Source organism: Ochrobactrum vermis, from assembly GCF_002975205.1.
GTDB lineage: Bacteria > Pseudomonadota > Alphaproteobacteria > Rhizobiales > Rhizobiaceae > Brucella > Brucella vermis.
In genome coordinates, this window is sequence record NZ_PCOC01000001.1 from 2,780,875 (window position 1) to 2,806,288 (window position 25,414).

A 25,414-nucleotide genomic window follows, 5' to 3' on the forward strand; every position below is an offset into this window, starting at 1 on the left:
ATAATCGGACAAACTGAAACGCCGGTCTGATTTCATTCAGATCGGCGTTTTGGTTTCATGGGTGACCGCTGTCCCTTTCCGGAGAAGCTTTCAGGGCCGGTAGATCACCATCGGTGCGTCGTAGAAATCGACCTGGTTCTGCCAGGCGCGCCGGTCGGCTCTGCGATCGAGGTCCAATCGCATGAGACAATTGGCGAAAGCGTCGGTCTTGGCCTTGAAGCCATAGCTGCGGCAGGTCTGCTCGTCGGCGGCGCGGCGTTGCTCGGGCGTCATGGTAACGCAGCCCGCAAGTAGGCTGGTTATGCAAAGTAGGATAAGCACTTTCCGGTTCATCGCCGTTACTTTCCTCGTGGCGCTCACCGCATCGTTATCGTGCGTGGTGCGATGAAATTATACGAGCGTATCCCGATAAGTGCGAAGCATCTTTCGGGAAAAAGCGCTAAAAAAATGGGTCGAGCATTTCCAATGGTTCAATCCAGACAGGAAATGCTCTAGGCGCTAGAGCAACGTCAGCGATTTCGGTAATCTAATCACGTGGAATCGAATCTTCCCGCTTTGTCAAAACCATGGATAGGGAAGAGGCAGACCTTCCTCGACATCTCGGTCATTCTGCCAGAGACGCTTGTCGATATCGCGTTGGAGATCCCGCTGTCCGAGGCATTTTTTGAAAGCTGTCGTCTTCGGTTTATATCCCGCAGTATGGCAGAAATTCTGATCCATAGTGCGAAGTTGCGCGACGGTCTGAGTCGAGCATCCGGTAATTGCAGAAAAGGAAAATAAAATAAAATAAGAAATATTCTGGTGTTCATAATCACTCCAAAGAAAAATGCACTTCTATGTATATTTGAAGGTGTTTACATTGTAATCACCAGTTTTTAATACCAATTAATTTCAGTTTGTTCACCCAAGAAGGCTAACATATGGAGATTCGTCAATACATGGGCAACAATTCATTCGTGAATGCCATTCATCCGGTGAAACTTGAACGTCTGGCGGAAGTCGCTGTTCGCGTTGGCCTGCAATTGCGCGAGGGGCAAGATCTCGTCATCACCGCACCGGTCGTCGCGCTGCCGCTGGTTCGGCTGATTGCCAAGCATGCCTACAAGGCCGGGGCTGGACTGGTAACACCATTCTTCGCGGATGACGACATGGCGCTTGCCCGTTACGAGAACGCGCCTGACGCGAGTTTCGACCGCGCAGCGAGCTGGCTTTATGAAGGCATGGCAAAGGCCTATTCGGACGGCGCTGCCCGTCTGGCAATTGCTGCCGATAATCCCATGCTCCTCTCCAGTCAGGACCCGGCCAGGGTTTCACGCGCCAACCGCGCCAATTCGAAGGCTTATCAGCCGGCACTCGAAAAGATCGCCGGTTTCGACATCAACTGGAACATCGTCTCCTATCCCAACCCGGCATGGGCAAAGCTCATGTTTCCAAACGAACCGGAGGACATTGCGACCCGCAAGCTGGCCGATGCGATCTTCGCGGCTTCACGGGTCGATGTCGACGATCCAGTCGGTGCCTGGGCGGCACACAATGCAGCGCTCCGCACGCGCACCCGCTTCCTGAACGGCAAGGCCTATAGCGCCTTGCATTTCAAAGGCCCGAATACCGATCTGACGGTCGGACTTGCTGATGGTCATGAATGGCACGGCGGCGCTTCCACCGCGAAAAATGGTATTACCTGCAATCCGAACATTCCGACGGAGGAGGTGTTCACCACGCCTCATGCGCTGCGCGTCGAGGGGTATGTGACGAGCACCAAGCCTCTATCGCATCAGGGCACCCTGATCGAGAATATTGCGGTTCGCTTTGAAGGCGGACGGATCGTCGAGGCAAAGGCCAGTCGCGGTGAAGAAGTTCTCAATAAAGTGCTGGATACCGATGAAGGCGCCCGTCGTCTGGGCGAAGTGGCACTTGTGCCGCATTCCTCGCCGATCTCGCAAAGCGGACTTCTGTTCTACAACACCTTGTTTGATGAAAATGCTGCAAGCCACATCGCGCTCGGCCAGTGTTATTCCAAATGCTTTGTCGACGGCGCAAAACTCACGCCGGAACAGATCAAGGCGCAAGGTGGCAATTCAAGTCTGATCCATATCGACTGGATGATCGGCTCTGGCCAAATCGACGTCGATGGCATCAGCGCCGATGGAACCCGTGAGCCGGTCATGCGCAGCGGTGAGTGGGCAAGCTGATCCGGGAAATAGAGGAGGCCGGGAATTTCCCGGCCTTTTATTTGATTCAGGCTTTATCGATATTGGGGAATTATGCCATTCGCAGGCCGTCAGAACCCCAATGTCAGTTCTTTTCCTGAACATGGGCCTCGAGGAACCACAGCGCCTTGTCCAGACTACGGGATGCGGCGGTAAAAATATCCGCTGTATCGTCGTCACCTGCATCGTCCGCATCCTTGATCGACTTGCGCAAGAGATTGGCAACATCGCCATAGCGTTCGATCAGGGCAAGCAGATGGTCGTGAACGGCATAGATATCGGTCGGATATGGCTTGAGTTTGCTTTCCTTGGCCACGACCTGCGTGGTGCCATAGGCCGTCCCGCCGATCTGCACGGCACGCTCGGCAATCGTATCGACATGTTCGTCGAGATCGTCACGGAAACCGTCGAGCATTTCATGAACAGCGATGAACTGCGGCCCCTTGAGGTTCCAGTGAGCCTGTTTTGTGATGAGGGCAAGATCGATGGTCGCGGCAAGGTTTTCGTTGAGCAGCGCGATCATTGTCGTCTTCGTATTGGAAGGAAGATCGTTGCGGGTTGCATGCATCGACGTCTTGGACATTTTATCCTCATATCCTTTTGCTCGATCCGGCTTGGAGTGGCCGGGGGAGTAACTGGGGGAGCGACTGGGAAATGTCGCTCATAGTCGTGGGCAGCTGTTCCAAACGCAAACGAAGCTGCCAGATCCCTGTGAGGCTGCTTGCCGGATGGACCATTGTTGCCGTTGGGACAACGCAAAAACGTTCCCGCACCCGCTTGCAAAACGTATATCGCCAGCTTTTGTTCCGCGAGGACGGCTAAAAACGAACGCGATCCGGCCTTTGGGCAAGACTTGGCTTGTCGCGACGCAAAATCTGATTTACCCGGTTGCACATGAAGATACTTGCGCTTGATACTGCCGCTTCGTGGTGTTCCGTTGCCGTCTATAACTCCGATGGCGATGTTGTACTCGCCGATGTGAGCGAAAACATCGGTAAGGGCCACGCGGAAGTGCTGATGGCCTATGTAGAACGCGCGATGAAAATGGCGAAACTATCGCTCCACGACATGGATCGGGTGGCGGTCAATATCGGGCCGGGATCTTTCACCGGTGTTCGTATTGGTGTTTCGGCGGCACGCGGTTTTGCACTGGCGCTGGGTGTTCCTGCCATCGGCATCACTGCCTTCGAAGCGCTGGCGGCAGAAACGCAGGCCCTATTGCCGGGGAAGCCGGTGCTGATCCTCCTTGAGGCGCATCGCGGCGAGATTTATGCGCAAGCGTACGACGCGCAAGGTGGGCCGAACTTGAAGCCTCTGGTCCTGTCGCGGGAAGAGGCCGAGGCTCTTGCAGTTTCCCAAGCGGAGAACACGGTTCTCGCGGGTTCCGCAGCATCGGCGATCAATGAAGCCATCGGCGGCCGTTTTGCGTTAGGTCCGGCGGAGCCCACGGCGAAAATCGGCATCTATGCGCGTCTGGCATGCACGCGCCAGCCGGGTGATGCACCCAAACCGCTTTATATGCGCGGGCCCGATGCGAAGCCGCAGGTCGGGTTTGCCTTGCCACGCAGGCAGGCTGGAGAATAGCCGATGATGGGCTTGCCGTTCGGCCGTTTTGGCCGCAGACAGGTGTCAGTCGAACCGCTGGGCGCACAGGACAGTCATGCGATCCAGCGCATCCACGCCGTTGCTTTCCATCATGGCTGGAGTTCTGATGATTTCAGGTCGCTGATCGCGCAGGATACGGTTTTCGGCTTCGTTGCCCGTTTGGAGGGCAAGCCGAAAGACGCCTGTGGCTTCGTGCTGGCTCGTCTGGTTGCGGGTGAAGCGGAAATCCTGACGATAGCCGTCGCGCGCGATGTACAGCGTCAGGGTGTTGGACGCGTGCTGATGGATGCCGTGCTGCGTCATCTCTATCAGGAGCGCGCCGAAACGCTTTTTCTGGAAGTGGATGAGGCGAATGTTGCTGCACAGGCGCTCTATCGCCGCCTCGGCTTCCAGAAAGTTGGCGACAGGCCCGCTTATTACGAAACAGCGAATGGGCGTTCGGCCGCGCTGATATTGCGTCGCGACCTGAACCGTGCCTCGGCGGGGCCGCGATGATCGGAGCAATCCGCATCTTTCTGGTTGTTGCGGCAATGGCCGTGCTGAGCTTGTCGCTCATTCCGCTCCAGTATCTGTTTCTGAAACTGAAGAATGGCTGGAAGCGACGCCTGCCGACTTTTTTCCACCGCACCGTCGCACGTCTGTTTGGCTTCCGCATCAAGACTGTCGGCCAGATGCATGAGGGACGCCCCCTTCTGCTCGTCGCCAATCACAGCTCGTGGAGCGATATCATCGTTCTGTCGACGGTCGGTCAGGTATCCTTCATCGCCAAGTCGGAAGTCAGAAAGTGGCCTGTTTTTGGTATGTTCGCCGTTTTGCAACGCACCGTTTTCGTGGAACGGGAGCGGCGGGGCAAGACGGCTGAACAAACATCGGAAATCGCCAAGCGGCTGGCAACCGATGATGCGATGGTGCTGTTCGCAGAAGGCACGACATCGGATGGCAATCGCGTCCTGCCGTTCAAGACGGCGCTTTTCGGTGCCGCACACGCCGCGATCAGGGAAGCCAATGTGCCCGAAGTGGTGGTTCAGCCGGTTGCCGTTGCCTATACGGGTGTTCACGGCATGGCGATGGGCCGTTATTTCCGCCCGATCGCCTCTTGGCCGGGTGACGTCGAATTGATGCCGCACCTGAAAGGTATTTTGCGCGAGGGCGCCATCGACGTTGAAGTACGTTTCGGCGAACCGGTCGTCGTGACAGCCAAGACCGACCGCAAGGCGCTGGCCCGTACGATGGAGAACCGCGTGCGTGCGCTATTGCAAAGTGCGCTGCTGGGGCGCGAGATTCCGGAAGAGTAACAGCCGTTCGATCAGGCGTTCAGCCGAGTGGTTAGCCGATTGGCTAGAATGTCACCTTTCAAAATGACGACAAAAGCTGTAGATAGCCGCGCATGAGCGACAATATCACCGATCTTGAACCAACGGCAGAGCGCCCCAACGTGCGCAAGGTTTTCGTAAAAACCTATGGCTGCCAGATGAACGTCTACGATAGCCAGCGCATGGCCGACAGCCTTGCAGCGGAAGGCTATGTCGCAACCGATACGCCGGACGATGCCGATCTGGTTCTGCTCAATACTTGCCATATTCGCGAGAAGGCGTCGGAAAAGCTCTATTCCGCGCTTGGCCGGCTGCGCAAGATGAAGGACGCGCGCGAAGCAAATGGCAAGGAATTGACCATTGGCGTAGCAGGATGTGTGGCGCAGGCCGAAGGGCAGGAAATCCTTCGCCGCGCGCCAAACGTCGATCTCGTCATCGGTCCGCAGACCTATCACCGGCTGCCCAATGCGCTTGCTCGGGTTCGTGGCGGTGAAAAGGTCGTCGAAACCGAATATGCCCTGGAGGACAAGTTCGAGCATCTGCCGTCGCCGAAGCGTGAGGAAACCCGCAAGCGCGGTGTATCCGCTTTCCTGACAGTGCAGGAAGGCTGCGACAAATTCTGTACCTTCTGTGTGGTTCCCTATACGCGCGGCTCCGAAGTTTCGCGCAGCGTGAAGCAGATCGTGGCTGAGGCCGAACGTCTCGCCGATAGCGGCGTGCGCGAACTGACCCTGCTTGGCCAGAACGTCAATGCCTGGCACGGTGCTGGCGATGATGGTCGCGAATGGGGCTTGGGCGAGCTTCTGTTCCGTCTGGCGCGCATCCCGGGTATTGCCCGCCTTCGTTACACGACAAGCCATCCGCGCGACATGGACGACAGCCTGATTGCCGCCCACCGCGACCTGCGCCAGTTGATGCCTTACCTGCATCTGCCGGTGCAATCCGGTTCGGACCGCATTCTCAAGGCAATGAACCGTCGCCACAAGGCGGACGAATATGTGCGTCTGATCGAGCGCATCCGTGAAGTCAGGCCGGATATGGCGCTGTCGGGCGATTTCATCGTCGGTTTCCCCGGTGAAACCGATCAGGACTTCGAAGACACGATGCAGCTGGTGCGTGAGGTTAATTACGCGCAAGCCTATTCGTTCAAATATTCTCCGCGCCCCGGAACACCGGGTGCGGATCTTGATGATCACGTCGAGGAAGCGGTCAAGGATGAGCGCCTCCAGCGCCTCCAGGCGCTACTGTCCGAGCAGCAATATGCGTTTCAGGCTTCCATGATCGGTCGCGAGATGGACGTGCTCATCGAAAAGCCAGGCCGTGAGGCTGGGCAGATGGTGGGGCGCTCGCCCTGGCTTCTGCCGGTCGTCATTGACGGAAGCAGCGACAGCGTTGGCGACATCATTCATGTGAAAATCACGTCCACAGGTACCAATAGCCTTATTGCGCAAAAACTGACCTGAAGGCATGATGGTGTTGAGGCAGAAAATTTCGGCGTTTTGAGTCGCTTGCCGGTAATCCTGTCGAGACGGTGATTGCAAAGCGTGAACGGTTTGTGTTCACGCAGAATCTGGTCTGAAAAGTCTGCAACTTTTCAGGATTCTGCTTTAAGGAGATACGGTTGAGCGCTACGGAAAAGCTGAAGTCTGCCAAGCCAACCAATCAAACGCAAAAAAGCCCGACGACCGGGGCCTCGGATATGGCCCACATCGTGCTCACCTTCGACAACAACCGTTTTGCCAGCGCGCTTTACGGTCAGTTCGATGAAAATCTGGCCCGTATCGAACAGAAGCTTGGCGTGGATGTCCGCTCCAAGGGGAACCAGCTTTCGATCCGGGGCGAGCCGACCGCAACCGAGCAGGCGCGGCGTACGCTTGATCATCTTTATGAAACGCTGCAGAAGGGTCATGAGCTGACGACTTCGGATGTCGACGGAGCGTTGCGCATGGCAATCGCTGCCGATGACCAGTTGACGCTACCGACCATGGAAAACAAGGGCAAGCTTTCGGCAGCCCAGATTTCCACGCGCAAGAAGACGATCTTTGCCCGCACGCCGACGCAGGACGCCTATATGCGTGCGCTTGACCGGTCGGAGCTGGTGCTCGGCGTCGGACCTGCCGGTACCGGCAAGACCTATCTTGCCGTCGCCCATGCAGCCATGTTGCTTGAGCGCGGTCTCGTCGAGCGCATTATCCTGTCGCGTCCGGCTGTCGAGGCTGGTGAACGACTGGGCTTCCTGCCGGGTGACATGAAGGAAAAGGTCGATCCCTATCTGCGCCCGCTCTATGATGCGCTTTATGACATGATGCCCGCCGATAAAGTCGAGCGTGCCATCACTGCGAACGTGATCGAGATCGCGCCGCTGGCTTTCATGCGCGGGCGCACGCTGGCGCATTCTGCGGTCATTCTCGATGAAGCCCAGAACACGACGTCCATGCAGATGAAGATGTTCCTGACCCGCCTCGGCGAGGGTTCGCGCATGATCGTGACTGGCGATCCGAGCCAGATCGATCTTCCGCCGGGCCAGAAGTCGGGTCTCGTGGAAGCACTACGCGTGCTGGACGATGTCGAAGGCGTCATTAAGGTGCGTTTCACCGAGAAGGATGTCGTTCGTCATCCGCTGGTGGCAGCCATCGTCGGGGCTTACGATCGCGACGGCAAGCAGCACGCCCGTTCGGAATGATGCGAGTACGCGGATTGATCTTGCAATTGCCTATCGGAATCACGATTTAAAGGGTGCTGTCTGCCTTTTTGGCAGACAGCTTTCTTGTAACTGAAAGGATGAAGCGGCTGCTCGATACGGGGAGCCGCTGTAGAACGTGTCAAATAACGCGATCCATATCGATATCATGGTCGAAGCCGGCAACTGGCCGGATGAGACTACCCTTGAAGGGTTCGTCAGAACGCCGGTCGAAGCTGCCTGGACCAATCTTGGCTTGAAAAGCGCGACAAGCGAGCTGAGTGTCGTCTTCACCGACGATGCTTCGATCCAGAGCCTGAATGCGGAATGGCGCGGCAAGGACAAGCCGACCAATGTGCTTTCATTTCCGGCATTTCCGGTCAAGGCCGGGGCGCAGCCGGGGCCAATGCTGGGCGATATCATCATCGCACGGGAAACTGTCGAGCGAGAAGCCCGTGAAGAGGGCAAGCCGCTCGAAAATCATCTCACTCACCTCGTCGTGCATGGTTTCCTGCACCTTTTGGGTTACGATCACGAAACCGATGTGGAAGCGGAGGTGATGGAGGGCCGCGAGCGTGAAATCCTTCATGCTCTTGCCATCCCCGACCCTTATGCTGTATCCGATGAAGACACTAACAACGATTGACCATGGCTGATCAAACATCGCATTCTCCGTCCGCTGGCGAAAATCGCAGCGAGACCCAAGACGCCGAAGGGCAAAGTACGCAGCGGCCTGTAGTGGCCGAGAGGCGTTCCCTGTTGTCTAACATTTTCCCGTTCATGCGCTCGCGCCAGTCATCTTCCTTGCGCGAAGATCTGGCCGATGCTCTTTCCAGCACGGCAAGCGAACAGGATTCCGCATTCTCGCCTGAAGAAAAGGCGATGCTGCACAACATCCTTCGCCTGCGCGAAATCCGCGTCGAAGACGTGATGATCCCGCGTGCCGATGTCGAGGCCGTGGAAATTTCCACGCCGCTCTGGGAAGTGCTGGAGCTTTTCGAAAAATCCGGCCATTCGCGTATGCCGGTCTATGCCGAGACGCTGGACGATCCGCGCGGCATGATCCATATCCGCGATGTCCTGAATTTCATCACCAAGCAGGCCCGTCAGAAGACCACTCGCCGCAGCAGCACGCGCAAGGCGACTGCGGAAGACAAAGCCGCCAAATTCGACATGAGCCGTATCGATCTTACCAAGACGATCGGCGAGCTCAATCTGATGCGCAAGGTCCTGTTCGTGCCGCCATCCATGATGGCAAGCGGCCTGATGGCGCGCATGCAGGCGACCCATATCCAGATGGCGCTGGTCATCGATGAATATGGCGGTACAGACGGCCTGGTTTCGCTGGAAGACATCGTCGAAATGGTTGTCGGCGATATCGAAGATGAACATGACGACGAAGAAATCATGATCGCCGAAGAGGCCGATGGCGTGTTCGTTGTCGATGCGCGCGCCGATCTGGAAGAACTGACCGCAAAAATCGGCCCGTCCTTCGAAGTGGGCGAGCATGGCGAGGATGTCGACACGGTCGGGGGTCTCATCTTCTCGGTCCTTGGACGTATTCCGGTTCGCGGCGAGGTGGTGCAGGCTATTCCGGGCTATGAATTCCATGTGCTGGAAGTGGATCCGCGCCGTGTGAAGAAAGTGCGCATCGTGCCGCTTTCTGCGGCTGACCGCCGTCGCCAGCAGCGCGCGGTTGTATCGTCCAAGCCCGGAGAGCAGCCGACAGACGCGGAAGCCGCAACCGACAATCCCAAAGAGGCCTGATGATCGAAAGGCTCGCGGGGAGGATCATTCTTTCGAGCGGCTGGCGTCGTGCGCTGGCCGCTTTTCTGAGCGGCGCTTTCGCCACGCTGACGCAGCCGCCATTTGATGTTTTCGTCGCGGGCTTCATCTCATTTCCCATTCTTGTCTGGCTGATCGACGGTGCCATTGCGAAAGCGAACGCTGGACCGGTTCGCCGCCTGCTTCCTGCAGCCATAGTTGGTTGGTGGTTCGGGTTCGGCTATTTCGTTTTCGGGCTGTGGTGGATCGGTACGGCGCTGCTCGTCGATGCGGACCAGTTCGCATGGGCCCTGCCACTTGCAGTTCTGGGCCTGCCTGCCTTTCTCGCATTGTTTTATGCATTGGCAACTATGGTTGCGCGCATATTCTGGTCGGATGGATTGGGGCGCATCTTCGCGCTTGCATTCGGTTTTGCGCTGGCGGAATGGTTGCGCCTTTTCCTGTTCACCGGCTTCCCCTGGAACGCTATCGGCTATGCCGTCATGCCGACGCCGCTTCTGATGCAATCGGTTGCCGTGCTGGGCCTGATCGGAATGAGCGCCTTGGCGGTGTTCGTCTTCGCGGCGCCTGCTCTGTTGATCGGCGGGCGGTTTGCAAAGACGGGCATCGCATTTGCCCTGTTACTCATCGCCGGTCACGTTGGCTTCGGTGCCTGGACGCTTTCACAAGCACCGGCAATCGGTGAGGAAAAAGGGTCGCTCGCAGTTCGTATCGTACAGCCTTCCATCGCCCAGACCATGAAATGGGACAATGCCGAGCGCCGGTCGATCTTCGACACATTGGTGTCGCTGACTGGGGAGGCGCCTGCCGACGGCAAGCCGAAGCCCGATGTGATCATATGGCCGGAGACGGCGGTTCCTTACATCCTCACCTCGACGCCCGAGGCTCTGTCACGCATCGGTGAAGTTTTGCAGGACGGGCAGGTGCTGTTGGCCGGCGCCGTTCGTGAAGAGAAGGCGACCGGTGGCGGTGAACCGCGCTACTATAACTCGATCTATACGATCGATGATCGCGGTGTCATTGTCGATGCCGCCGACAAGGTGCATCTGGTCCCGTTTGGCGAATATCTCCCGTACGAAAGTTTTCTGCGCAGGCTTGGGCTTCAGGAAGTGGTGGAAATGCCCGGCGGATTTACCGCTGGCGCGTCGCGTCGCGCGCTGAACGTGAAAGACGGCCAGACCTTTCTGCCGCTGATCTGTTACGAAGCAATTTTTCCGGACGAGCTTGGATATACGGGCCAAAAAGCCAGCGCCATCATCAATGTGACAAACGATGCATGGTATGGTGACACGCCGGGCCCGTACCAGCATTTCCGCCAGGCGCAGGTGCGCGCCGTGGAACAGGGCCTGCCGCTCATTCGTGCAGCTAATAATGGTCTTTCGGCTGTTGTTGATGCTTATGGTCGAATCACTGAAGGGCTGGCCCATAATGCCGTCGGGGTCATCGACGCTTACCTACCGTCATCTCGTGCACCATTTTGGGGCACGCCACAGGGTGCACGACAATCTCTGGTAGCGCTGTTAACCTTACTCGTGGTGAGCATGGCTTTCCGACTGCCATTCGGCAGGCGTTTTCATTGACAGACTAATATTGTTACGTTGTTATGGCCCGGCGGCGACGGTTTTTGCGGAAAAATCGTCAGACTACCTTCCAAAACTTATTGTTATCGCTGTTCAGATGAACAGAGCATGAATGAAAGCTCGCAGCTGCGAGGAGTGACAACTGTATGATTGAGAATAAAAAGAAGCCCAATCCCATTGACGTGCATGTCGGCAGCCGCATCCGTCTCCGCCGTAACATGCTGGGCCTCAGTCAGGAAAAGCTCGGCGAAAGCCTCGGAATTACCTTTCAGCAGATCCAGAAATACGAGAAAGGCACCAACCGCGTCGGTGCAAGCCGACTTCAGGCGATCTCGTCAATTCTGAATGTCCCGGTTTCCTTCTTTTTTGAAGATGCACCAGGCTCCTCGGCCCAGGCCGGTTTTGCAGAGGACAACGAAGCGACCTATGTGGTCGATTTCCTGAATTCCAATGAAGGCGTGCAGTTGACCCGCGCGTTCACGAAAATTTCAGATCCGAAAGTGCGCCGCAAGATCATCGATCTCGTGAAGTCGCTCGCTGCGGACGCCGACTGATTTCAGTTCTTGAGAAGAGCAGTAAAGCGGGACATAGGCATGTCCCGCTGGATTTTGCGATTTGCAGCGCCTGAACCGGCAGGAAATGCCGTCTGAAACGAATTTTCCCGCTGAGGCGCTGTCGCAACAAGAATATGCATTGACGGTTTAATCCCAACTTCGCTAACACATTACTGTGCCCGGAACGCTGAAAACCTGTTCCGGGCGCTACTGTGTTTCCATGGCGGAGATATTCTCCGTTGGATTTTCAAGAGGGGTTACCCGTGTCGCGCAGTTCTTATCTCTTCACCAGCGAATCTGTGTCCGAAGGACATCCGGACAAGGTTTGCGACCGCATCTCCGATGAAATCGTGGACATGATCTACAAGGAAGCGCGCCGCACCGGCGTGGATCCATGGTCTGTCCGTGTTGCCTGCGAAACGCTTGCCACCACCAATCGCGTGGTCATTGCCGGCGAAGTGCGTGTGCCGGATACCTTCCTGAAGAAGAATAAGGACGGCACTGTCGCCCACGATGCGGCCGGACATCCGCTGATCAATCCTTCGCGCTTCCGCTCGGCAGCCCGCAAGGCGATCCGCGAAATCGGTTACGAACAGGACGGTTTCAACTGGAAGACGGTGAAGATCGACGTGCTTCTGCATCCGCAGTCCGCCGATATCGCGCAGGGCGTGGACAATGCCGCCGACCGTCAGGGCGAAGAAGGTGCAGGCGATCAGGGCATCATGTTCGGTTATGCCTGCCGCGAAACCCCGGATCTCATGCCGGCACCGATCTATTATTCGCACAAGATACTCGAAAAGCTCTCGGAAGCCCGCCACAAGGGCGAGGGCGATGCGGGCAAGCTCGGCCCCGACGCCAAGAGCCAGGTCACGGTGCGTTACGAGAACGGCAAGGCCGCCGAAGTCACGCAGATCGTTCTTTCCACGCAGCACCTGGATGCAAACTGGGATTCAAAGAAGGTTCGTTCGGTTGTCGAGCCCTACATCCGGGACGCGCTCGGCGAGCTTCCGATTGCAGCCACCTGCAACTGGTACATCAATCCGACCGGCAAGTTCGTCATTGGCGGACCGGACGGTGATGCCGGGCTGACTGGCCGCAAAATTATCGTGGATACTTATGGCGGGGCCGCTCCTCATGGCGGTGGCGCATTCTCGGGCAAGGACACGACCAAGGTCGATCGCTCCGCCGCTTATGCCGCGCGCTATCTCGCCAAGAACGTCGTTGCCGCCGGACTTGCCGACCGCTGCACGATCCAGCTTTCCTATGCTATCGGCGTGGCGCAGCCGCTTTCGGTTTACGTCGATCTGCATGGTACCGGCAAAGTGGCCGAAGCCGCAGTCGAGGAAGCGCTTCGCGAAGTCATGGACCTGTCACCGACGGGTATTCGCAAGCATCTTGACCTCAACAAGCCGATCTATGCCAAGACCTCGTCTTATGGCCATTTCGGTCGCAAGCCGGGTCGTGACGGTTCCTTCTCCTGGGAGAAGACCGACCTCACCAAGGCGCTGAAGGCAGCAGTGGCGTAACTTCTCCCAGGGAAAGTTGCATCGCAGGCCGCTTGGCGTTATGTGTCCAGGCAAATTTCGAGGAGCGCGGTCTTTGATCGCGCTCCTCTGCTATTAGCGCATCCCGAAAAGTGTGAAATGGTTTTCGGACAAGATGTGCGTCTGAACAAATAGATAGAGCGCAGATCTGATTCAATCGGATCGAAACGCGCACTATTATTCATTATGACGCCGACGGATAAAACATGACCGAAGAATCTCATCCTCTGCGCGGTGCCGGAAACTTTTTCGGCCGACGCCACGGCAAGCCTCTGCGGAGCCATCAGAAGAACCTGTTCGAGGATCTTCTGCCGCACATCAAGATCGACCTCGAAAGCCCGGCACCACAGGATCTGCGTGCGCTTTTTGAAACGAAGGTCGAGGCTGTGCGTCTGGAAATCGGTTTCGGCGGCGGCGAGCATCTGCACCATGAGACAGGTCGCCATCAGCAGACGGGTTTCATTGGTGTCGAACCGTTCGTCAACGGCATGGCAAAAATGCTTGCGGCACTCGATGAGGCGCCGCGCCCGAACCTGCGCCTCTATGACGAGGATGCAACGGCGGTCCTCGACTGGCTGCCGGACGCATCCCTTTCCGGCATTGATCTTTTCTATCCTGACCCTTGGCACAAGCGACGCCACTGGAAGCGCCGTTTCGTCAGCGATGCCAATCTTGACCGCTTCGCCCGCGTGCTGAAGCCCGGTGCAAAATTTCGCTTTGCTTCCGACATCGAGCATTATGTCAACTGGACGCTCCAGCATTGTCGCCGTCATCCGGCATTCGACTGGCAGGCCGACGGCCCGTCCGACTGGAACGGCGCTTATGAAGGCTGGCCGGGCACACGCTATGAAGCAAAGGCTTTTCGCGAAGGTCGGCGTGCTGCCTATCTGACCTTTATCCGCCGTTGAAGCTGCCTGTAGCGAACACAATCAATCGAACCTCAGAAGCGGTCTTGAAAAAAGCCGCTTCCGCTGGTATATAAGTCTCAAATTCTTGGTCGTTTGAACAAGAGTGGGTCCACCCGGTCCCGCTCTTTTTTGTTACTTACGGCCTGCTTGAAGAGGCTTTTCCAGCTTCTCGAAAGGTTTTTAGGTTGACGGAACAGGTTCAGGCAAACGAAGCAGAGGCGCTTGCGACAGGCGCGAATGAACGCATCATTCGCGAGACGGGCATCGATGCGAAAGTGGCTTCTATCATCGAGCCCATCATCAATACGCTGGGCTTTCGACTGGTGCGCGTGCGCCTTTCGGGACTGAATGGCCAGACCCTGCAGATCATGGCCGAACGCCCCGATGGCACGATGACCGTCGAGGATTGCGAACTGGTCAGCCGCACCGTTGCGCCGGTTCTCGACGTGGAAGACCCAATCAGCGGAAAATATCATCTGGAGATTTCGTCTCCTGGTATCGACCGTCCACTGGTCCGCAAGTCGGACTTTTCCGACTGGGCCGGTCATGTTGCGAAGGTGGAAACCTCTATCGTGCACGAGGGCCGCAAGAAATTCCGCGGGCGTATCGTTCTGGGCGATGCGGAAACGGTTGTGATCGAAAGCGATCAGATTTCCTACGGTAACGAACCTGTCGTGCGCATTCCATTCGATCTGATTTCGGATGCGCGTCTCGTGCTGACCGATGACCTGATCCGCGATGCGCTGCGCAAGGACAAGGCCCTGCGCGAAGGCCGCATCCCCGGTGACGATCTGGGCGGTGTTCAGGAAGTCGAAACGGATGAACAGTCCGGCGAAGCTGGGTCTGACGAAGCCGCATCGGGCGAAGCCGAAAAGAAGAAATAAGTTTCAGGCGTCCGGTATCTTGAGGAGCCGGATGCGACACCAAGGAGAGTCCAATGGCAGTCAGTGCTAACAGGCTGGAGCTTCTGCAGATCGCCGATGCGGTCGCACGCGAGAAGTCGATCGACCGCGAGATCGTTCTTGCGGCCATGGCCGATGCGATCCAGAAGGCGGCGCGTTCGCGTTACGGCCAGGAAAGCAACATCCGCGCGGACATCAATGCGAAGTCCGGTGAGATCAAGCTGCAGCGCCTGCTCGAAGTCGTTGAGCATGTCGAGGATTACGCGACGCAGATTTCGCTGTTCACCGCTCGCGATCGCAATCCGGATGCGCAGGTCGGCGACTTCATCGCCGATCAGTTGCCGCCGATGGATTTCGGTCGTATCGCCGCCCAGTCGGCAAAGCAGGTTATCGTGCAGAAAGTGCGTGAAGCCGAGCGTGACCGTCAGTATGACGAATACAAGGATCGCGTTGGCGAAATCGTCAACGGCACCGTCAAGCGTGTCGAATACGGCAATGTGATCGTCGATCTCGGTCGTGGTGAAGCCATTGTGCGCCGCGACGAACTGATCCCGCGCGAAGCTTTCCGCTATGGCGACCGCATTCGCGCCTATGTCTACGATGTGCGCCGCGAGCAGCGTGGCCCGCAGATTTTCCTGTCGCGCACCCATCCGTCCTTCATGGCGAAGCTCTTCACCATGGAAGTCCCGGAAATCTACGACGGCATCATCGAAATCAAATCGGTTGCCCGTGATCCGGGTTCGCGCGCCAAGATTGCGGTCGTGTCGCGTGACGCCTCCATCGATCCGGTCGGTGCCTGCGTCGGTATGCGCGGCTCCCGCGTTCAGGCCGTTGTCGGTGAATTGCAGGGTGAAAAGATCGACATCATTCCGTGGTCTCCGGATGCGGCTTCCTTCATCGTCAACGCGCTTCAGCCGGCTGAAGTTGCCAAGGTTGTGCTCGATGAAGATGCCGAACGTATTGAAGTTGTCGTCCCGAATGACCAACTATCACTTGCAATCGGTCGTCGCGGTCAGAATGTGCGCCTTGCTTCCCAGCTCACCGGCTGGGACATCGACATCCTGACGGAAGACGAGGAATCCGAACGTCGCCAGAAGGAATTCACCGAACGTTCGACCCTCTTCATGGATGCTCTCAACGTTGACGAGATGGTTGGTCAGGTTCTGGCCTCCGAAGGTTTCGCATCCGTTGAAGAACTGGCCTATGTAGAGTCGGGCGAAATCGCTTCCATCGATGGTTTCGATGAGGATACGGCTGGCGAAATCCAGGAACGGGCCCGCGAATATCTGGATCGCATCGAAAGCGAACAGGATGACCGCCGCAAGGAACTGGGCGTCGAGGACGAACTGCGTGAACTGCCGGGCATCACCACGGCGATGCTGGTGGCAGTCGGTGAAGACGGCGTCAAGACGATGGATGACTTTGCCGGTTATGCCGTCGACGATCTGGTCGGCTGGCGTGAACGCAAGGACGGCGAAACCGTCGCTCATAGCGGCATCTTCTCTTCCTTCGACGTTTCGCGCGTCGATGCGGAACAGATGGTCCTTTCCGCGCGTTTGAAGGCAGGATGGATCACGGAAGAAGAACTGGCATCGGCTCAGGAAGAAGAAGCTGAAGCTGAAGCCGGTGAAGAGGAAGCCGCTTCGTAAGAAGAGCGCTGGAATAGAAGAGCCGCATGGCTTCTTACGTCTGAGGCAATTCAGGCGTAAGCTGTGCGGCTCTCGCAATTGAACCCTGAAAAATGGTCGTCGTTCATCTGAATTGATCGACCAGTTCGGGTTTCGAATGAAGTTCCGGCCATCTTACGGGTTGTGGTGGGGCTTTTGCTCTGGTACAGCGCCACGCATCGGGTCCGATGCGTTGGACATGGTCAAAAACTGGTGTTCGCGTAGCAATTTCGTCGCCCATGTAAGAGCGATGCAGGCGAGCCGGTCAGGACATTGGTGCAAGTCCGGAATGCGGCCCCGCTATGGCCGTCACGGCAAAACTGGAGTTCGCGTGGAGCAGGATATGAATGACAGAACCTGTATCGTCACGCGCGAAAGCGGTTCTGTCGATGATCTGATCCGTTTCGTGGCCGGTCCCGACGGGTCCGTGGTGCCGGATTTGAAAAGAAATCTGCCGGGCAGGGGATGCTGGGTCAAAGCCGAGCGCCGTCTGGTGGATGAAGCGGTCAAGCGCAAGCTCTTTGCGCGGGCGCTGAAAGAAGGTGTGACGCCGCAGGCGGATCTTGGCGCGCTGGTGGACCAGCTGCTGACGAAATCTGCTCTTGGTAGCCTCGCTCTGGCTCGTAAGGCGGGCGCCGTGGTAACGGGCTCGACCAAGGTGGATCAAGCGATCCGCACCGGGACAGCTGCCATGGTGTTGCACGCTCAGGAAGCCGCAGCCGATGGCGTGCGCAAGCTCGATCAGGCAAGGCGCGCCGTGGTGCATCTTGATGGCCCCGAAATCCCTGCCTTCACCCTTTTTAAGGGGGAAGAAATGGATTTGGCATTTGGGGGCGGAAATGTGATACATGCAGCCGTACTTGAAGGAAAGGCGGCGGCCGGGTTCGTGAAGCGGGCGCTTCTGTTGCATCGCTATCGCGGTGAAAGCGCATCGAACCTGGATTAGAGCGCAACTCTGGAGGGGCTTGGCAGACCCTGGATCGGATTGCGCGTTGAAGCGGATGACTGGAGCTTTATCCAACATGACCAGGTCGCGTTGGATAATGCTCGAGTAGAGCGGCCGGAGCCGCGAAGGAAACGGAAACGTAATGAGCGATAAAACGAACGACGACAAGACGCTGAGCGTTAATACGAAGAAGACGCTGACCATGAAGCGGCCAGGCGTCGAGCAGAGCACCGTGCGCCAGAATTTCAGCCACGGCCGCACGAAGGCTGTCGTCGTTGAAACGAAGAAGCGCAAATTCTCGCGGCCTGACGAGAAGCCAGAAGTGGAGGCAGCGGCACCAAAGCCTGTAGCTGCACCTGCTCCGGCAACTCCTGCAGCCGTAGCCCCGCAGGCACCTGCACCAGCAGCGACGCCTGCACCTGTAGCGACACCTGCGCCAGCGGCTCCCGCAGCAGCGGCCCCACAGGCACCTGCACCGGCAGCGACGCCTGCACCACAGCAGCCAAAGGCTCCTGCGGCAGCAGCACCGGCAGCCCCTGTGACAACGCCTCGGCCGCATGTTGCCCAGCAGCAGCCGCGTAACCAGCAGCGCTCCGGCCAGCAGTCACAGCGTCCACGCCAGTCTGATCGCTCGGGTATGGTGTTGAATACGCTGTCGCGTTCGGAAATGGATGCACGTCGCCGTGCGCTGGAAGGCGCGTTGGTTCGTGATGCGGAAGATCGTGTCCGCGCAGCCGAAGAAGCCAAGCGTCGCGCAGAAGAAGATGCACGCCGCGCCAAGGAGCGTGAAGAATCCGCTCGCCGCCAGGCAGAGGAAGAAGCACGTCTGAAGGCAGAAGCGGAAGCCAAGGCTCGCGCAGAAGCAGAAGCAAACAAGCGCATGCCGCAGTCGGAAGGCCGTTCGGAGCATCGCGGCGATTCCCGTCCTGCCCCGCAGGGCGGTCGTCCGCAGCATTCGGGTCGTCCACCACAGGGTGGTCGTCCCGGCCAGGGGCAGGGACAGCGTCCGGCATCGCCTGCGATTGCAGACGTCATTCCAACCGCAAACAAGCCGCTTCCGCAGAGCCAACAGCGTAAGCCTGGTTCTACGGGTGACGACGATGATCGTCGTGGCGGTGGCCTGACGGCTGCTCGTCGTGGTGTACCGGCAAAGCCAGAAGCGCGCACGCCAAAGGTCACCAAGACCGAAGACGACCGTCGTCGCGGCAAGCTGACCATCTCCAGCAATCTGGAAGATGAAGGCCGTTCGCGTTCGCTGTCGGCAATGCGTCGCCGTCAGGAAAAGTTCAAGCGTTCGCAGATGCAGGAAACCCGCGAGAAGATTTCCCGCGAAGTGACCGTGCCTGAAACGATTACGCTTCAGGAACTCGCACAGCGTATGGCTGAGCGTTCCGTCGACATCATCAAGTACCTGATGAAACAGGGCCAGATGATGAAGCCGGGCGATGTGATCGATGCCGATATGGCGCAGCTCATTGCTGAAGAATTCGGCCATACCGTCAAGCGCGTTGCTGAATCCGACGTTGAAGAAGGTATCTTCAACGTGGTGGACGATCAGGCAGCACTCGTGTCGCGTCCTCCGGTCGTGACCATCATGGGTCACGTCGATCACGGCAAGACCTCGCTGCTCGATGCGATCCGTCACGCCAATGTCGTGTCGGGTGAAGCTGGCGGTATTACCCAGCATATCGGTGCTTATCAGGTCGAACAGAACGGCCAGAAGATCACCTTCATCGATACGCCGGGCCACGCCGCCTTTACTGCGATGCGTGCCCGCGGTGCGCAGGCAACCGACATCGCCATTCTGGTGGTTGCCGCTGACGACAGCGTGATGCCGCAGACGATTGAATCGATCAACCACGCCAAGGCGGCGGGTGTTCCGATCATCGTTGCGATCAACAAGATCGACAAGCCGGCTGCCGATCCTCAGAAGGTTCGTACTTCGCTGCTGCAGCACGATGTCTTCGTGGAATCGATGGGCGGTGAAGTGCTCGACGTCGAGGTTTCGGCCAAGAACAAGATCAACCTCGACAAGCTGCTTGAAGCAGTTTTGCTGCAGGCTGAAATTCTTGACCTCAAGGCTGATCCGACACGTACGGCTGAAGGTGTCGTCATCGAAGCTCAGCTCGACCGTGGCCGTGGTTCGGTCGCAACCGTTCTGGTTCAGAAGGGTACATTGCGTCCGGGCGATATTATCGCTGCCGGTAACGAATGGGGCCGTGTGCGCGCTCTGGTCAACGATCATGGCGAACACGTTAAGGAAGCAGGACCTGCAATGCCGGTTGAAGTCCTTGGTCTCCAGGGAACTCCGCAGGCAGGCGATCGTTTCGCAGTTGTTGCCAACGAAGCCAAGGCTCGTGAAATTGCTGATTATCGCCAGCGTCTTGCTCGCGATAAGGCTGTTGCCCGTCAGACTGGTCAGCGCGGCTCGCTTGAGCAGATGATGAGCCAGCTGCAGGTGAATGGCACGAAGGAATTCCCGCTCGTCATCAAGGGTGACGTGCAGGGTTCGGTCGAAGCAATCATTACGGCTCTCGACAAGCTCGGCACCGACGAAGTGCGTGCACGTATCGTCCATTCGGGCGCCGGTGGTATCACGGAAAGCGACGTGTCGCTGGCCGAAGCCTCCAATGCAGCGATCATTGGCTTCAACGTTCGTGCCAACAAGCAGGCACGCGATGCGGCCGACCAGCAGGGTACCGAAATCCGCTACTACAACATCATTTACGATCTGATCGAAGATGTTAAGGCGGCAATGTCGGGACTTCTGTCGCCAGAACGTCGTGAAACCTTCATTGGTAATGCTGAGATTCTTGAAGTCTTCAACATCACCAAAGTGGGTAAGGTTGCCGGTTGCCGGGTTATCGACGGCAAGGTTGAACGTGGTGCAGGCGTCCGCCTCATCCGTGACAACGTGGTTATCCACGAAGGCAAGCTCAAGACGCTCAAGCGCTTCAAGGACGAAGTGTCGGAAGTGCCGATGGGCCAGGAATGCGGTATGGCGTTCGAAAACTACGACGACATTCGCGCAGGCGACACGATCGAAGCGTTCCGCGTCGAACACATTACGCGCACGCTCTAATATCTATATGCCGGACCGTCCTGTTATGGGCGGTCCGGTTTTTCATTACCCGGTTCCGAGGGTCTGACTCCCGTCTGAACTGTGGTAAGTTGCACCATTCAGTTTTAGCCGTTTCGTCGGACAGCCATTTGGGCTGGGTGCCGATTAATGGTTGTTTATCGAGGATATAGCTATGGCACGTTCTCCGGATCCAAAAGGCTCAGGTGGCCTTTCCCAGCGTCAGCTTCGCGTGGGCGAGCAGGTGCGTCACGCGTTGGCACAGGTGCTTCAGCGTGGAGAAATCCGCGACGATCTTATCGCCCGCACCGTGATTTCCGTGTCGGAAGTGCGTATGTCGCCTGATCTCAAGATCGCAACTTGCTTCATTACCCCTCTTGGTGATGCCGATACGCAGGCGGTTATCAAGGCGCTGGCTTCGAATGCGAAATTCATTCGCGGCCGTATGGCCCCGAGCCTCAGCCAGATGAAGTACATGCCGGAATTCCGCTTCCGGGCAGATACCAGCTTTGACAATTTTTCCAAGATCGATGCGCTGCTCCGCTCGCCGGAAGTCGCACGCGATCTTGGGCATGACGATGAAGAAGACCGGGAAGCAGACAAGGCTTCCCGCAATGGAGACGAATAAAGCATGGCAAGACGGGGCAAGAAAAAAGGCCGTCCGGTTTCCGGTTGGGTTATTTTCGACAAGCCGAAAGGTATGGGATCGACCGAGGCGGTCTCGAAGATCAAGTGGCTGTTCAACGCCGAAAAAGCCGGTCATGCCGGTACACTTGATCCGCTTGCTTCCGGCATGTTGCCCATAGCGCTGGGTGAAGCCACCAAGACCGTGCCTTATGTCATGGACGGAACCAAGATCTATCGTTTTACGGTCAGCTGGGGTGAAGAACGCTCGACGGATGACCTGGAAGGTCAGCCCACCAAAACCTCGGACAAGCGCCCGTCGCGCGCGGATGTCGAGGCATTGCTGCCGAATTATACAGGCGTCATTTCGCAGGTGCCGCCGCAGTTCTCCGCCATCAAGATAGACGGTGAGCGGGCCTACGATCTTGCCCGCGAAGGTGAGACCGTCGAGATCCCTTCTCGTGAAGTCGAGATCGACCGCCTGGAGATTGTGGGCATCCCGGATGCAGACCGCACCGAATTCGAGGTTGAATGCTCCAAGGGCACCTATGTGCGCTCGCTGGCGCGCGACATGGGCCGCGATCTTGGATGCTACGGCCATATTTCGGAACTGCGCCGTATCGAAGTGGCACCGTTCACGGAAGAGGATTCCGTGACGCTGGCAGAACTTGAGCAGGCATGGCCGCCGCTTCCGCCGAAGGATGAGGAAGGCAATATCGTGGAACCGGCACCGCGTCGCGACTTTTCGGCGATTGACGCGTTGGTCATCGACACGGGCGCTGCACTGGACTGTCTGCCGCAGATACCGCTTTCCGACGATCAGGCGCAACGCGTGCGTCTTGGTAATCCGGTCATCCTGCGTGGTCGCGACGCGCCTTTGGAAGCTGAGGAAGCCTGTGTCACGACACGCGGAAAATTGCTCGCTATCGGCTATATCGAGCACGGACAGTTCAAACCGAAGCGCGTTTTTACAACGGGCTGATTTTTCGCCACAAGATCGCGATGGGGCGGCAAATCGAATTGAGACTGGCATTCCTGCCAATTTTACACTATATGCCGCTCATCGATCATGCGTAAAAGCATGTCAGATCGTGTAAATGGCCCGCGCTGGACGACATCCCGGCCTGGGCGTCTCTTTTTCCTCTCATCAAGAAAGGGTGTACGATGTCGATTACTGCTGAGCGCAAGCAAGCACTTATCAAGGAATACGCCACCAAGGAAGGCGATACCGGTTCTCCTGAAGTACAGGTTGCCGTTCTTTCCGAGCGTATTGCCAACCTTACGGATCATTTCAAGGGCCACAAGAATGACAATCATTCGCGTCGCGGCCTTCTGAAGCTGGTTTCGCAGCGTCGTCGTCTTCTTGACTATGTCAAGGGCATCGACCAGGCACGTTACCAGGCGCTGATCGGCCGTCTCGGCCTGCGCCGCTAACGGTAAAATCGGGCGACGTGTTCAAACGTCGCCCGTTTGATTTATCGAGCATTTTGTCATGCGGATAGCCGCTGACAGATCAAAATGCGACAGTATCGGGCGAATGCCCGCTGGCATGAGACGGCGCACCAGGTGCATTCCGTCATGCCGATGAAGAGCCATACGGCTCATGACCTGGACCAGTCATGGGGCAGGATTGCAGGCAGTTCGTGTCAGGGAATATTCGGGAATGAATGTTCTGACACATAACGAACTTCCCGTTGTCTTGCCCGTGGCCTGTCTGCCAACCAAGGAGATGCCTTAGCGCTTCGCGCGGCGTCTCCGTATGAGGACAAGATATGTTCAATACCCATAAAGTGGAAATCGAATGGGGCGGTCGTCCGCTCACGCTCGAAACCGGCAAGATCGCCCGTCAGGCCGACGGCGCAGTTCTCGCAACCTATGGCGAAACCGTCGTTCTGGCGACTGTCGTTTCTGCCAAGGAACCAAAGCCAGGTCAGGATTTCTTCCCGCTGACCGTCAACTATCAGGAAAAGACCTATGCCGCCGGCAAGATCCCTGGTGGTTTCTTCAAGCGTGAAGGCCGTCCGAGCGAAAACGAAACCCTCGTTTCGCGCCTGATCGACCGTCCGATCCGCCCGCTCTTCGTCGATGGCTACAAGAACGACACACAGGTTGTTCTGACTGTCATTCAGCATGACCTTGAGAACAATCCAGACGTTCTGTCGATGGTTGCAGCTTCCGCAGCGCTGACCATTTCCGGCGTTCCTTTCATGGGCCCGATCGGCGGCGCACGCGTTGGCTACATCAACGGCGAATATGTGCTGAACCCGAATATCGACGAAATGCCGGAATCGAAGCTCGATCTGGTTGTTGCCGGTACGGCTGACGCTGTTCTGATGGTTGAATCGGAAGCACAGGAACTCTCCGAAGAAGTCATGCTCGGCGCCGTTGTTTTCGGTCAGAAGGGCTTCCAGCCGGTTATCGACGCGATCATCAAGCTCGCCGAAGTTGCTGCCAAGGAACCACGCGATTTCCAGCCGGAAGATCTTTCGGACCTCGAAGCCAAGATGCTTGCAGTTGTCGAAAACGACCTGCGCGACGCTTACAAGATCACGGAAAAGCAGGCTCGCTACGTCGCTGTTGACGCTGCAAAGGCCAAGGCGAAGGCTCATTTCTTCCCTGAAGGCGTTGAAGAGCCGGAATTCTCGGCTGAAAAGTTTGCAACTGTCTTCAAGCACCTGCAGGCAAAGATTGTTCGCTGGAACATTCTCGACACCGGCAATCGTATCGATGGTCGCGATTTGTCGACCGTTCGCGCAATCGTTTCGGAAGTCGGCCTTCTGCCGCGTACGCACGGTTCGGCGCTGTTTACCCGCGGTGAAACGCAGGCAATCGTTGTTGCCACGCTCGGCACCGGCGAAGACGAACAGATGATCGATTCTCTGACGGGTACGTACAAAGAATCCTTCATGCTGCATTACAACTTCCCGCCATATTCGGTCGGTGAAACCGGTCGTATGGGTTCGCCAGGTCGTCGTGAAGTTGGTCATGGCAAGCTCGCATGGCGTGCAATCCATCCAATGCTGCCTGCTGCTGAACAGTTCCCTTACACGATCCGCGCTGTTTCCGAGATCACGGAATCGAATGGCTCTTCGTCGATGGCAACCGTTTGCGGCACCTCGCTGGCGCTGATGGATGCAGGCGTTCCAATCACCCGTCCGGTGGCTGGTATTGCCATGGGTCTGATCAAGGAAGGCGAGCGTTTCGCAGTTCTTTCCGACATCCTGGGTGATGAAGATCACCTCGGCGACATGGACTTCAAGGTAGCCGGTACCGAAAGCGGTATCACTGCACTTCAGATGGACATCAAGATCGACGGTATCACCGAAGAGATCATGAAGGTCGCTCTGGAACAGGCCAAGGGCGGTCGCGTTCACATCCTCGGCGAAATGAGCAAGGCTCTTTCGACGTCGCGTGAAGAACTCGGCGAATTCGCTCCACGCATCGAAGTCATGAACATTCCTACCGACAAGATCCGTGATGTAATCGGTTCGGGCGGTAAGGTTATTCGTGAAATCGTCGAAAAGACTGGCGCGAAGATCAACATCGAAGACGATGGTACGGTCAAGATCGCTTCGTCGAACGGCAAGGAAATCGAAGCCGCCAAGAAGTGGATTCATTCGATCGTTGCCGAGCCGGAAGTTGGCGAAATCTACGAAGGCACGGTCGTCAAGACCGCTGACTTCGGCGCGTTTGTGAATTTCTTCGGTCCGCGTGATGGTCTGGTTCACATCTCGCAGCTGGCTTCCGACCGCGTTGCCAAGACCACCGATGTGGTTAAGGAAGGCCAGAAGGTCTGGGTCAAGCTCATGGGCTTCGACGAACGTGGCAAGGTTCGCCTGTCGATGAAGGTCGTCGATCAGGAAACCGGCAAGGAAGTCGTTGCTGAAAAGAAGGCGGAAGCAGACGCTGAATAAGCGTCGTACTCTGCAAGCAATTTAAAAAGAGCGCGCTCCCAATGCTTTTGGGGGCGCGCTTTTTTGTTGCGCATAGAGCAATTGATCGGCATGGGTGAAGCAT

22 protein-coding genes are annotated in these 25,414 nt (G+C 57.2%); 20 read left to right on the forward strand and 2 right to left on the reverse strand.

What is annotated here, in order from left to right:
• Positions 1-90: 90 nt before the first annotated feature.
• Entirely contained in the window at positions 91-333 is a 243-nt protein-coding gene (locus CQZ93_RS13870) for a hypothetical protein (protein ID WP_105543059.1), read from the reverse strand.
• Between the two features lie 605 nt (positions 334-938).
• Between CQZ93_RS13870 and CQZ93_RS13875 the strand changes: the two genes are divergently transcribed.
• Positions 939-2,192: an aminopeptidase gene (locus CQZ93_RS13875; RefSeq protein ID WP_105543060.1), complete on the forward strand. Its 1,254-nt coding sequence runs from the start codon at positions 939-941 to the stop codon at positions 2,190-2,192.
• Positions 2,193-2,295: 103 nt separating this feature from the next.
• On the opposite strand, the gene dps is transcribed toward CQZ93_RS13875, so the two are convergent.
• Positions 2,296-2,793 carry a DNA starvation/stationary phase protection protein Dps gene (gene dps, locus CQZ93_RS13880; protein WP_105543061.1) on the reverse strand — a complete coding sequence of 166 codons (498 nt, stop codon included), beginning with the start codon at positions 2,791-2,793 and terminating at the stop codon, positions 2,296-2,298.
• A 311-nt stretch (positions 2,794-3,104) separates the two neighbouring features.
• Here dps and tsaB point away from each other — a divergent pair, with 311 nt between their 5' ends.
• From tsaB to pnp, 19 genes are all read left to right on the forward strand, one after another.
• Positions 3,105-3,794, forward strand: coding sequence for a tRNA (adenosine(37)-N6)-threonylcarbamoyltransferase complex dimerization subunit type 1 TsaB (tsaB, locus tag CQZ93_RS13885; RefSeq protein WP_105543062.1), 690 nt, complete (start codon positions 3,105-3,107; stop codon positions 3,792-3,794).
• Between the two features lie 3 nt (positions 3,795-3,797).
• Complete coding sequence (gene rimI / locus CQZ93_RS13890; RefSeq protein ID WP_105543063.1) at positions 3,798-4,310, forward strand: ribosomal protein S18-alanine N-acetyltransferase; 513 nt, start codon at positions 3,798-3,800, stop codon at positions 4,308-4,310.
• Positions 4,307-5,110, forward strand: a complete 804-nt coding sequence (gene olsA / locus CQZ93_RS13895; RefSeq protein ID WP_105543064.1) for a lyso-ornithine lipid O-acyltransferase — start codon at positions 4,307-4,309, stop codon at positions 5,108-5,110. Before rimI ends, olsA begins: the two co-directional genes overlap by 4 nt.
• A 92-nt stretch (positions 5,111-5,202) precedes the next feature.
• Positions 5,203-6,591: a tRNA (N6-isopentenyl adenosine(37)-C2)-methylthiotransferase MiaB gene (miaB, locus tag CQZ93_RS13900; protein ID WP_105543065.1), complete on the forward strand. Its 1,389-nt coding sequence runs from the start codon at positions 5,203-5,205 to the stop codon at positions 6,589-6,591.
• A gap of 158 nt (positions 6,592-6,749) precedes the next feature.
• Positions 6,750-7,811, forward strand: coding sequence for a PhoH family protein (locus CQZ93_RS13905; RefSeq protein WP_174977410.1), 1,062 nt, complete (start codon positions 6,750-6,752; stop codon positions 7,809-7,811).
• Between the two features lie 136 nt (positions 7,812-7,947).
• Positions 7,948-8,454: an rRNA maturation RNase YbeY gene (gene ybeY, locus CQZ93_RS13910; protein WP_105543067.1), complete on the forward strand. Its 507-nt coding sequence runs from the start codon at positions 7,948-7,950 to the stop codon at positions 8,452-8,454.
• A gap of 2 nt (positions 8,455-8,456) precedes the next feature.
• Complete coding sequence (locus CQZ93_RS13915) at positions 8,457-9,575, forward strand: hemolysin family protein (RefSeq protein WP_105543068.1); 1,119 nt, start codon at positions 8,457-8,459, stop codon at positions 9,573-9,575.
• Positions 9,575-11,173, forward strand: coding sequence for an apolipoprotein N-acyltransferase (gene lnt, locus CQZ93_RS13920; RefSeq protein ID WP_105543069.1), 1,599 nt, complete (start codon positions 9,575-9,577; stop codon positions 11,171-11,173). Before CQZ93_RS13915 ends, lnt begins: the two co-directional genes overlap by 1 nt.
• Positions 11,174-11,319: 146 nt before the next feature.
• Positions 11,320-11,727: a helix-turn-helix domain-containing protein gene (locus tag CQZ93_RS13925; protein WP_105543070.1), complete on the forward strand. Its 408-nt coding sequence runs from the start codon at positions 11,320-11,322 to the stop codon at positions 11,725-11,727.
• 263 nt (positions 11,728-11,990) lie between these two features.
• On the forward strand, positions 11,991-13,253 hold the full coding sequence (metK, locus tag CQZ93_RS13930) for a methionine adenosyltransferase (protein WP_105543071.1): 1,263 nt from the start codon (positions 11,991-11,993) through the stop codon (positions 13,251-13,253).
• A 224-nt stretch (positions 13,254-13,477) separates the two neighbouring features.
• Complete coding sequence (trmB, locus tag CQZ93_RS13940) at positions 13,478-14,179, forward strand: tRNA (guanine(46)-N(7))-methyltransferase TrmB (protein ID WP_105543073.1); 702 nt, start codon at positions 13,478-13,480, stop codon at positions 14,177-14,179.
• 185 nt (positions 14,180-14,364) lie between these two features.
• Entirely contained in the window at positions 14,365-15,063 is a 699-nt protein-coding gene (gene rimP, locus CQZ93_RS13945) for a ribosome maturation factor RimP (protein ID WP_105543074.1), read from the forward strand.
• Between the two features lie 53 nt (positions 15,064-15,116).
• Positions 15,117-16,730 (forward strand): transcription termination factor NusA, encoded by a 1,614-nt coding sequence (gene nusA, locus CQZ93_RS13950; RefSeq protein ID WP_105543075.1) that lies wholly within the window; start codon positions 15,117-15,119, stop codon positions 16,728-16,730.
• A gap of 307 nt (positions 16,731-17,037) precedes the next feature.
• A complete protein-coding gene (locus CQZ93_RS13955; RefSeq protein WP_105543076.1) occupies positions 17,038-17,694 on the forward strand; it encodes an RNA-binding protein in 657 nt (218 codons plus the stop codon).
• A 142-nt stretch (positions 17,695-17,836) separates the two neighbouring features.
• Positions 17,837-20,776 (forward strand): translation initiation factor IF-2, encoded by a 2,940-nt coding sequence (infB, locus tag CQZ93_RS13960; RefSeq protein ID WP_105543077.1) that lies wholly within the window; start codon positions 17,837-17,839, stop codon positions 20,774-20,776.
• A gap of 172 nt (positions 20,777-20,948) precedes the next feature.
• Entirely contained in the window at positions 20,949-21,401 is a 453-nt protein-coding gene (rbfA, locus tag CQZ93_RS13965) for a 30S ribosome-binding factor RbfA (protein WP_105543078.1), read from the forward strand.
• A gap of 3 nt (positions 21,402-21,404) precedes the next feature.
• Positions 21,405-22,379 carry a tRNA pseudouridine(55) synthase TruB gene (truB, locus tag CQZ93_RS13970; protein ID WP_105543079.1) on the forward strand — a complete coding sequence of 325 codons (975 nt, stop codon included), beginning with the start codon at positions 21,405-21,407 and terminating at the stop codon, positions 22,377-22,379.
• Between the two features lie 182 nt (positions 22,380-22,561).
• Positions 22,562-22,831: a 30S ribosomal protein S15 gene (rpsO, locus tag CQZ93_RS13975; RefSeq protein ID WP_024898336.1), complete on the forward strand. Its 270-nt coding sequence runs from the start codon at positions 22,562-22,564 to the stop codon at positions 22,829-22,831.
• Between the two features lie 338 nt (positions 22,832-23,169).
• Complete coding sequence (gene pnp, locus CQZ93_RS13980) at positions 23,170-25,311, forward strand: polyribonucleotide nucleotidyltransferase (protein WP_105543080.1); 2,142 nt, start codon at positions 23,170-23,172, stop codon at positions 25,309-25,311.
• Positions 25,312-25,414: the final 103 nt, after the last annotated feature.

Bases quoted from the DNA above. Each gene is read 5' to 3' on its own strand.
- CQZ93_RS13870 (WP_105543059.1), bottom strand. From the start codon at position 333: ATGAACCGGAAAGTGCTTATCCTACTTTGCATAACCAGCCTACTTGCG.
- CQZ93_RS13875 (WP_105543060.1), top strand. From the start codon at position 939: ATGGGCAACAATTCATTCGTGAATGCCATTCATCCGGTGAAACTTGAA.
- dps (WP_105543061.1), bottom strand. From the start codon at position 2,793: ATGTCCAAGACGTCGATGCATGCAACCCGCAACGATCTTCCTTCCAAT.
- tsaB (WP_105543062.1), top strand. From the start codon at position 3,105: ATGAAGATACTTGCGCTTGATACTGCCGCTTCGTGGTGTTCCGTTGCC.
- rimI (WP_105543063.1), top strand. From the start codon at position 3,798: ATGATGGGCTTGCCGTTCGGCCGTTTTGGCCGCAGACAGGTGTCAGTC.
- olsA (WP_105543064.1), top strand. From the start codon at position 4,307: ATGATCGGAGCAATCCGCATCTTTCTGGTTGTTGCGGCAATGGCCGTG.
- miaB (WP_105543065.1), top strand. From the start codon at position 5,203: ATGAGCGACAATATCACCGATCTTGAACCAACGGCAGAGCGCCCCAAC.
- CQZ93_RS13915 (WP_105543068.1), top strand. From the start codon at position 8,457: ATGGCTGATCAAACATCGCATTCTCCGTCCGCTGGCGAAAATCGCAGC.
- lnt (WP_105543069.1), top strand. From the start codon at position 9,575: ATGATCGAAAGGCTCGCGGGGAGGATCATTCTTTCGAGCGGCTGGCGT.
- CQZ93_RS13925 (WP_105543070.1), top strand. From the start codon at position 11,320: ATGATTGAGAATAAAAAGAAGCCCAATCCCATTGACGTGCATGTCGGC.
- trmB (WP_105543073.1), top strand. From the start codon at position 13,478: ATGACCGAAGAATCTCATCCTCTGCGCGGTGCCGGAAACTTTTTCGGC.
- nusA (WP_105543075.1), top strand. From the start codon at position 15,117: ATGGCAGTCAGTGCTAACAGGCTGGAGCTTCTGCAGATCGCCGATGCG.
- CQZ93_RS13955 (WP_105543076.1), top strand. From the start codon at position 17,038: ATGCGGCCCCGCTATGGCCGTCACGGCAAAACTGGAGTTCGCGTGGAG.
- infB (WP_105543077.1), top strand. From the start codon at position 17,837: ATGAGCGATAAAACGAACGACGACAAGACGCTGAGCGTTAATACGAAG.
- rbfA (WP_105543078.1), top strand. From the start codon at position 20,949: ATGGCACGTTCTCCGGATCCAAAAGGCTCAGGTGGCCTTTCCCAGCGT.
- truB (WP_105543079.1), top strand. From the start codon at position 21,405: ATGGCAAGACGGGGCAAGAAAAAAGGCCGTCCGGTTTCCGGTTGGGTT.
- rpsO (WP_024898336.1), top strand. From the start codon at position 22,562: ATGTCGATTACTGCTGAGCGCAAGCAAGCACTTATCAAGGAATACGCC.
- pnp (WP_105543080.1), top strand. From the start codon at position 23,170: ATGTTCAATACCCATAAAGTGGAAATCGAATGGGGCGGTCGTCCGCTC.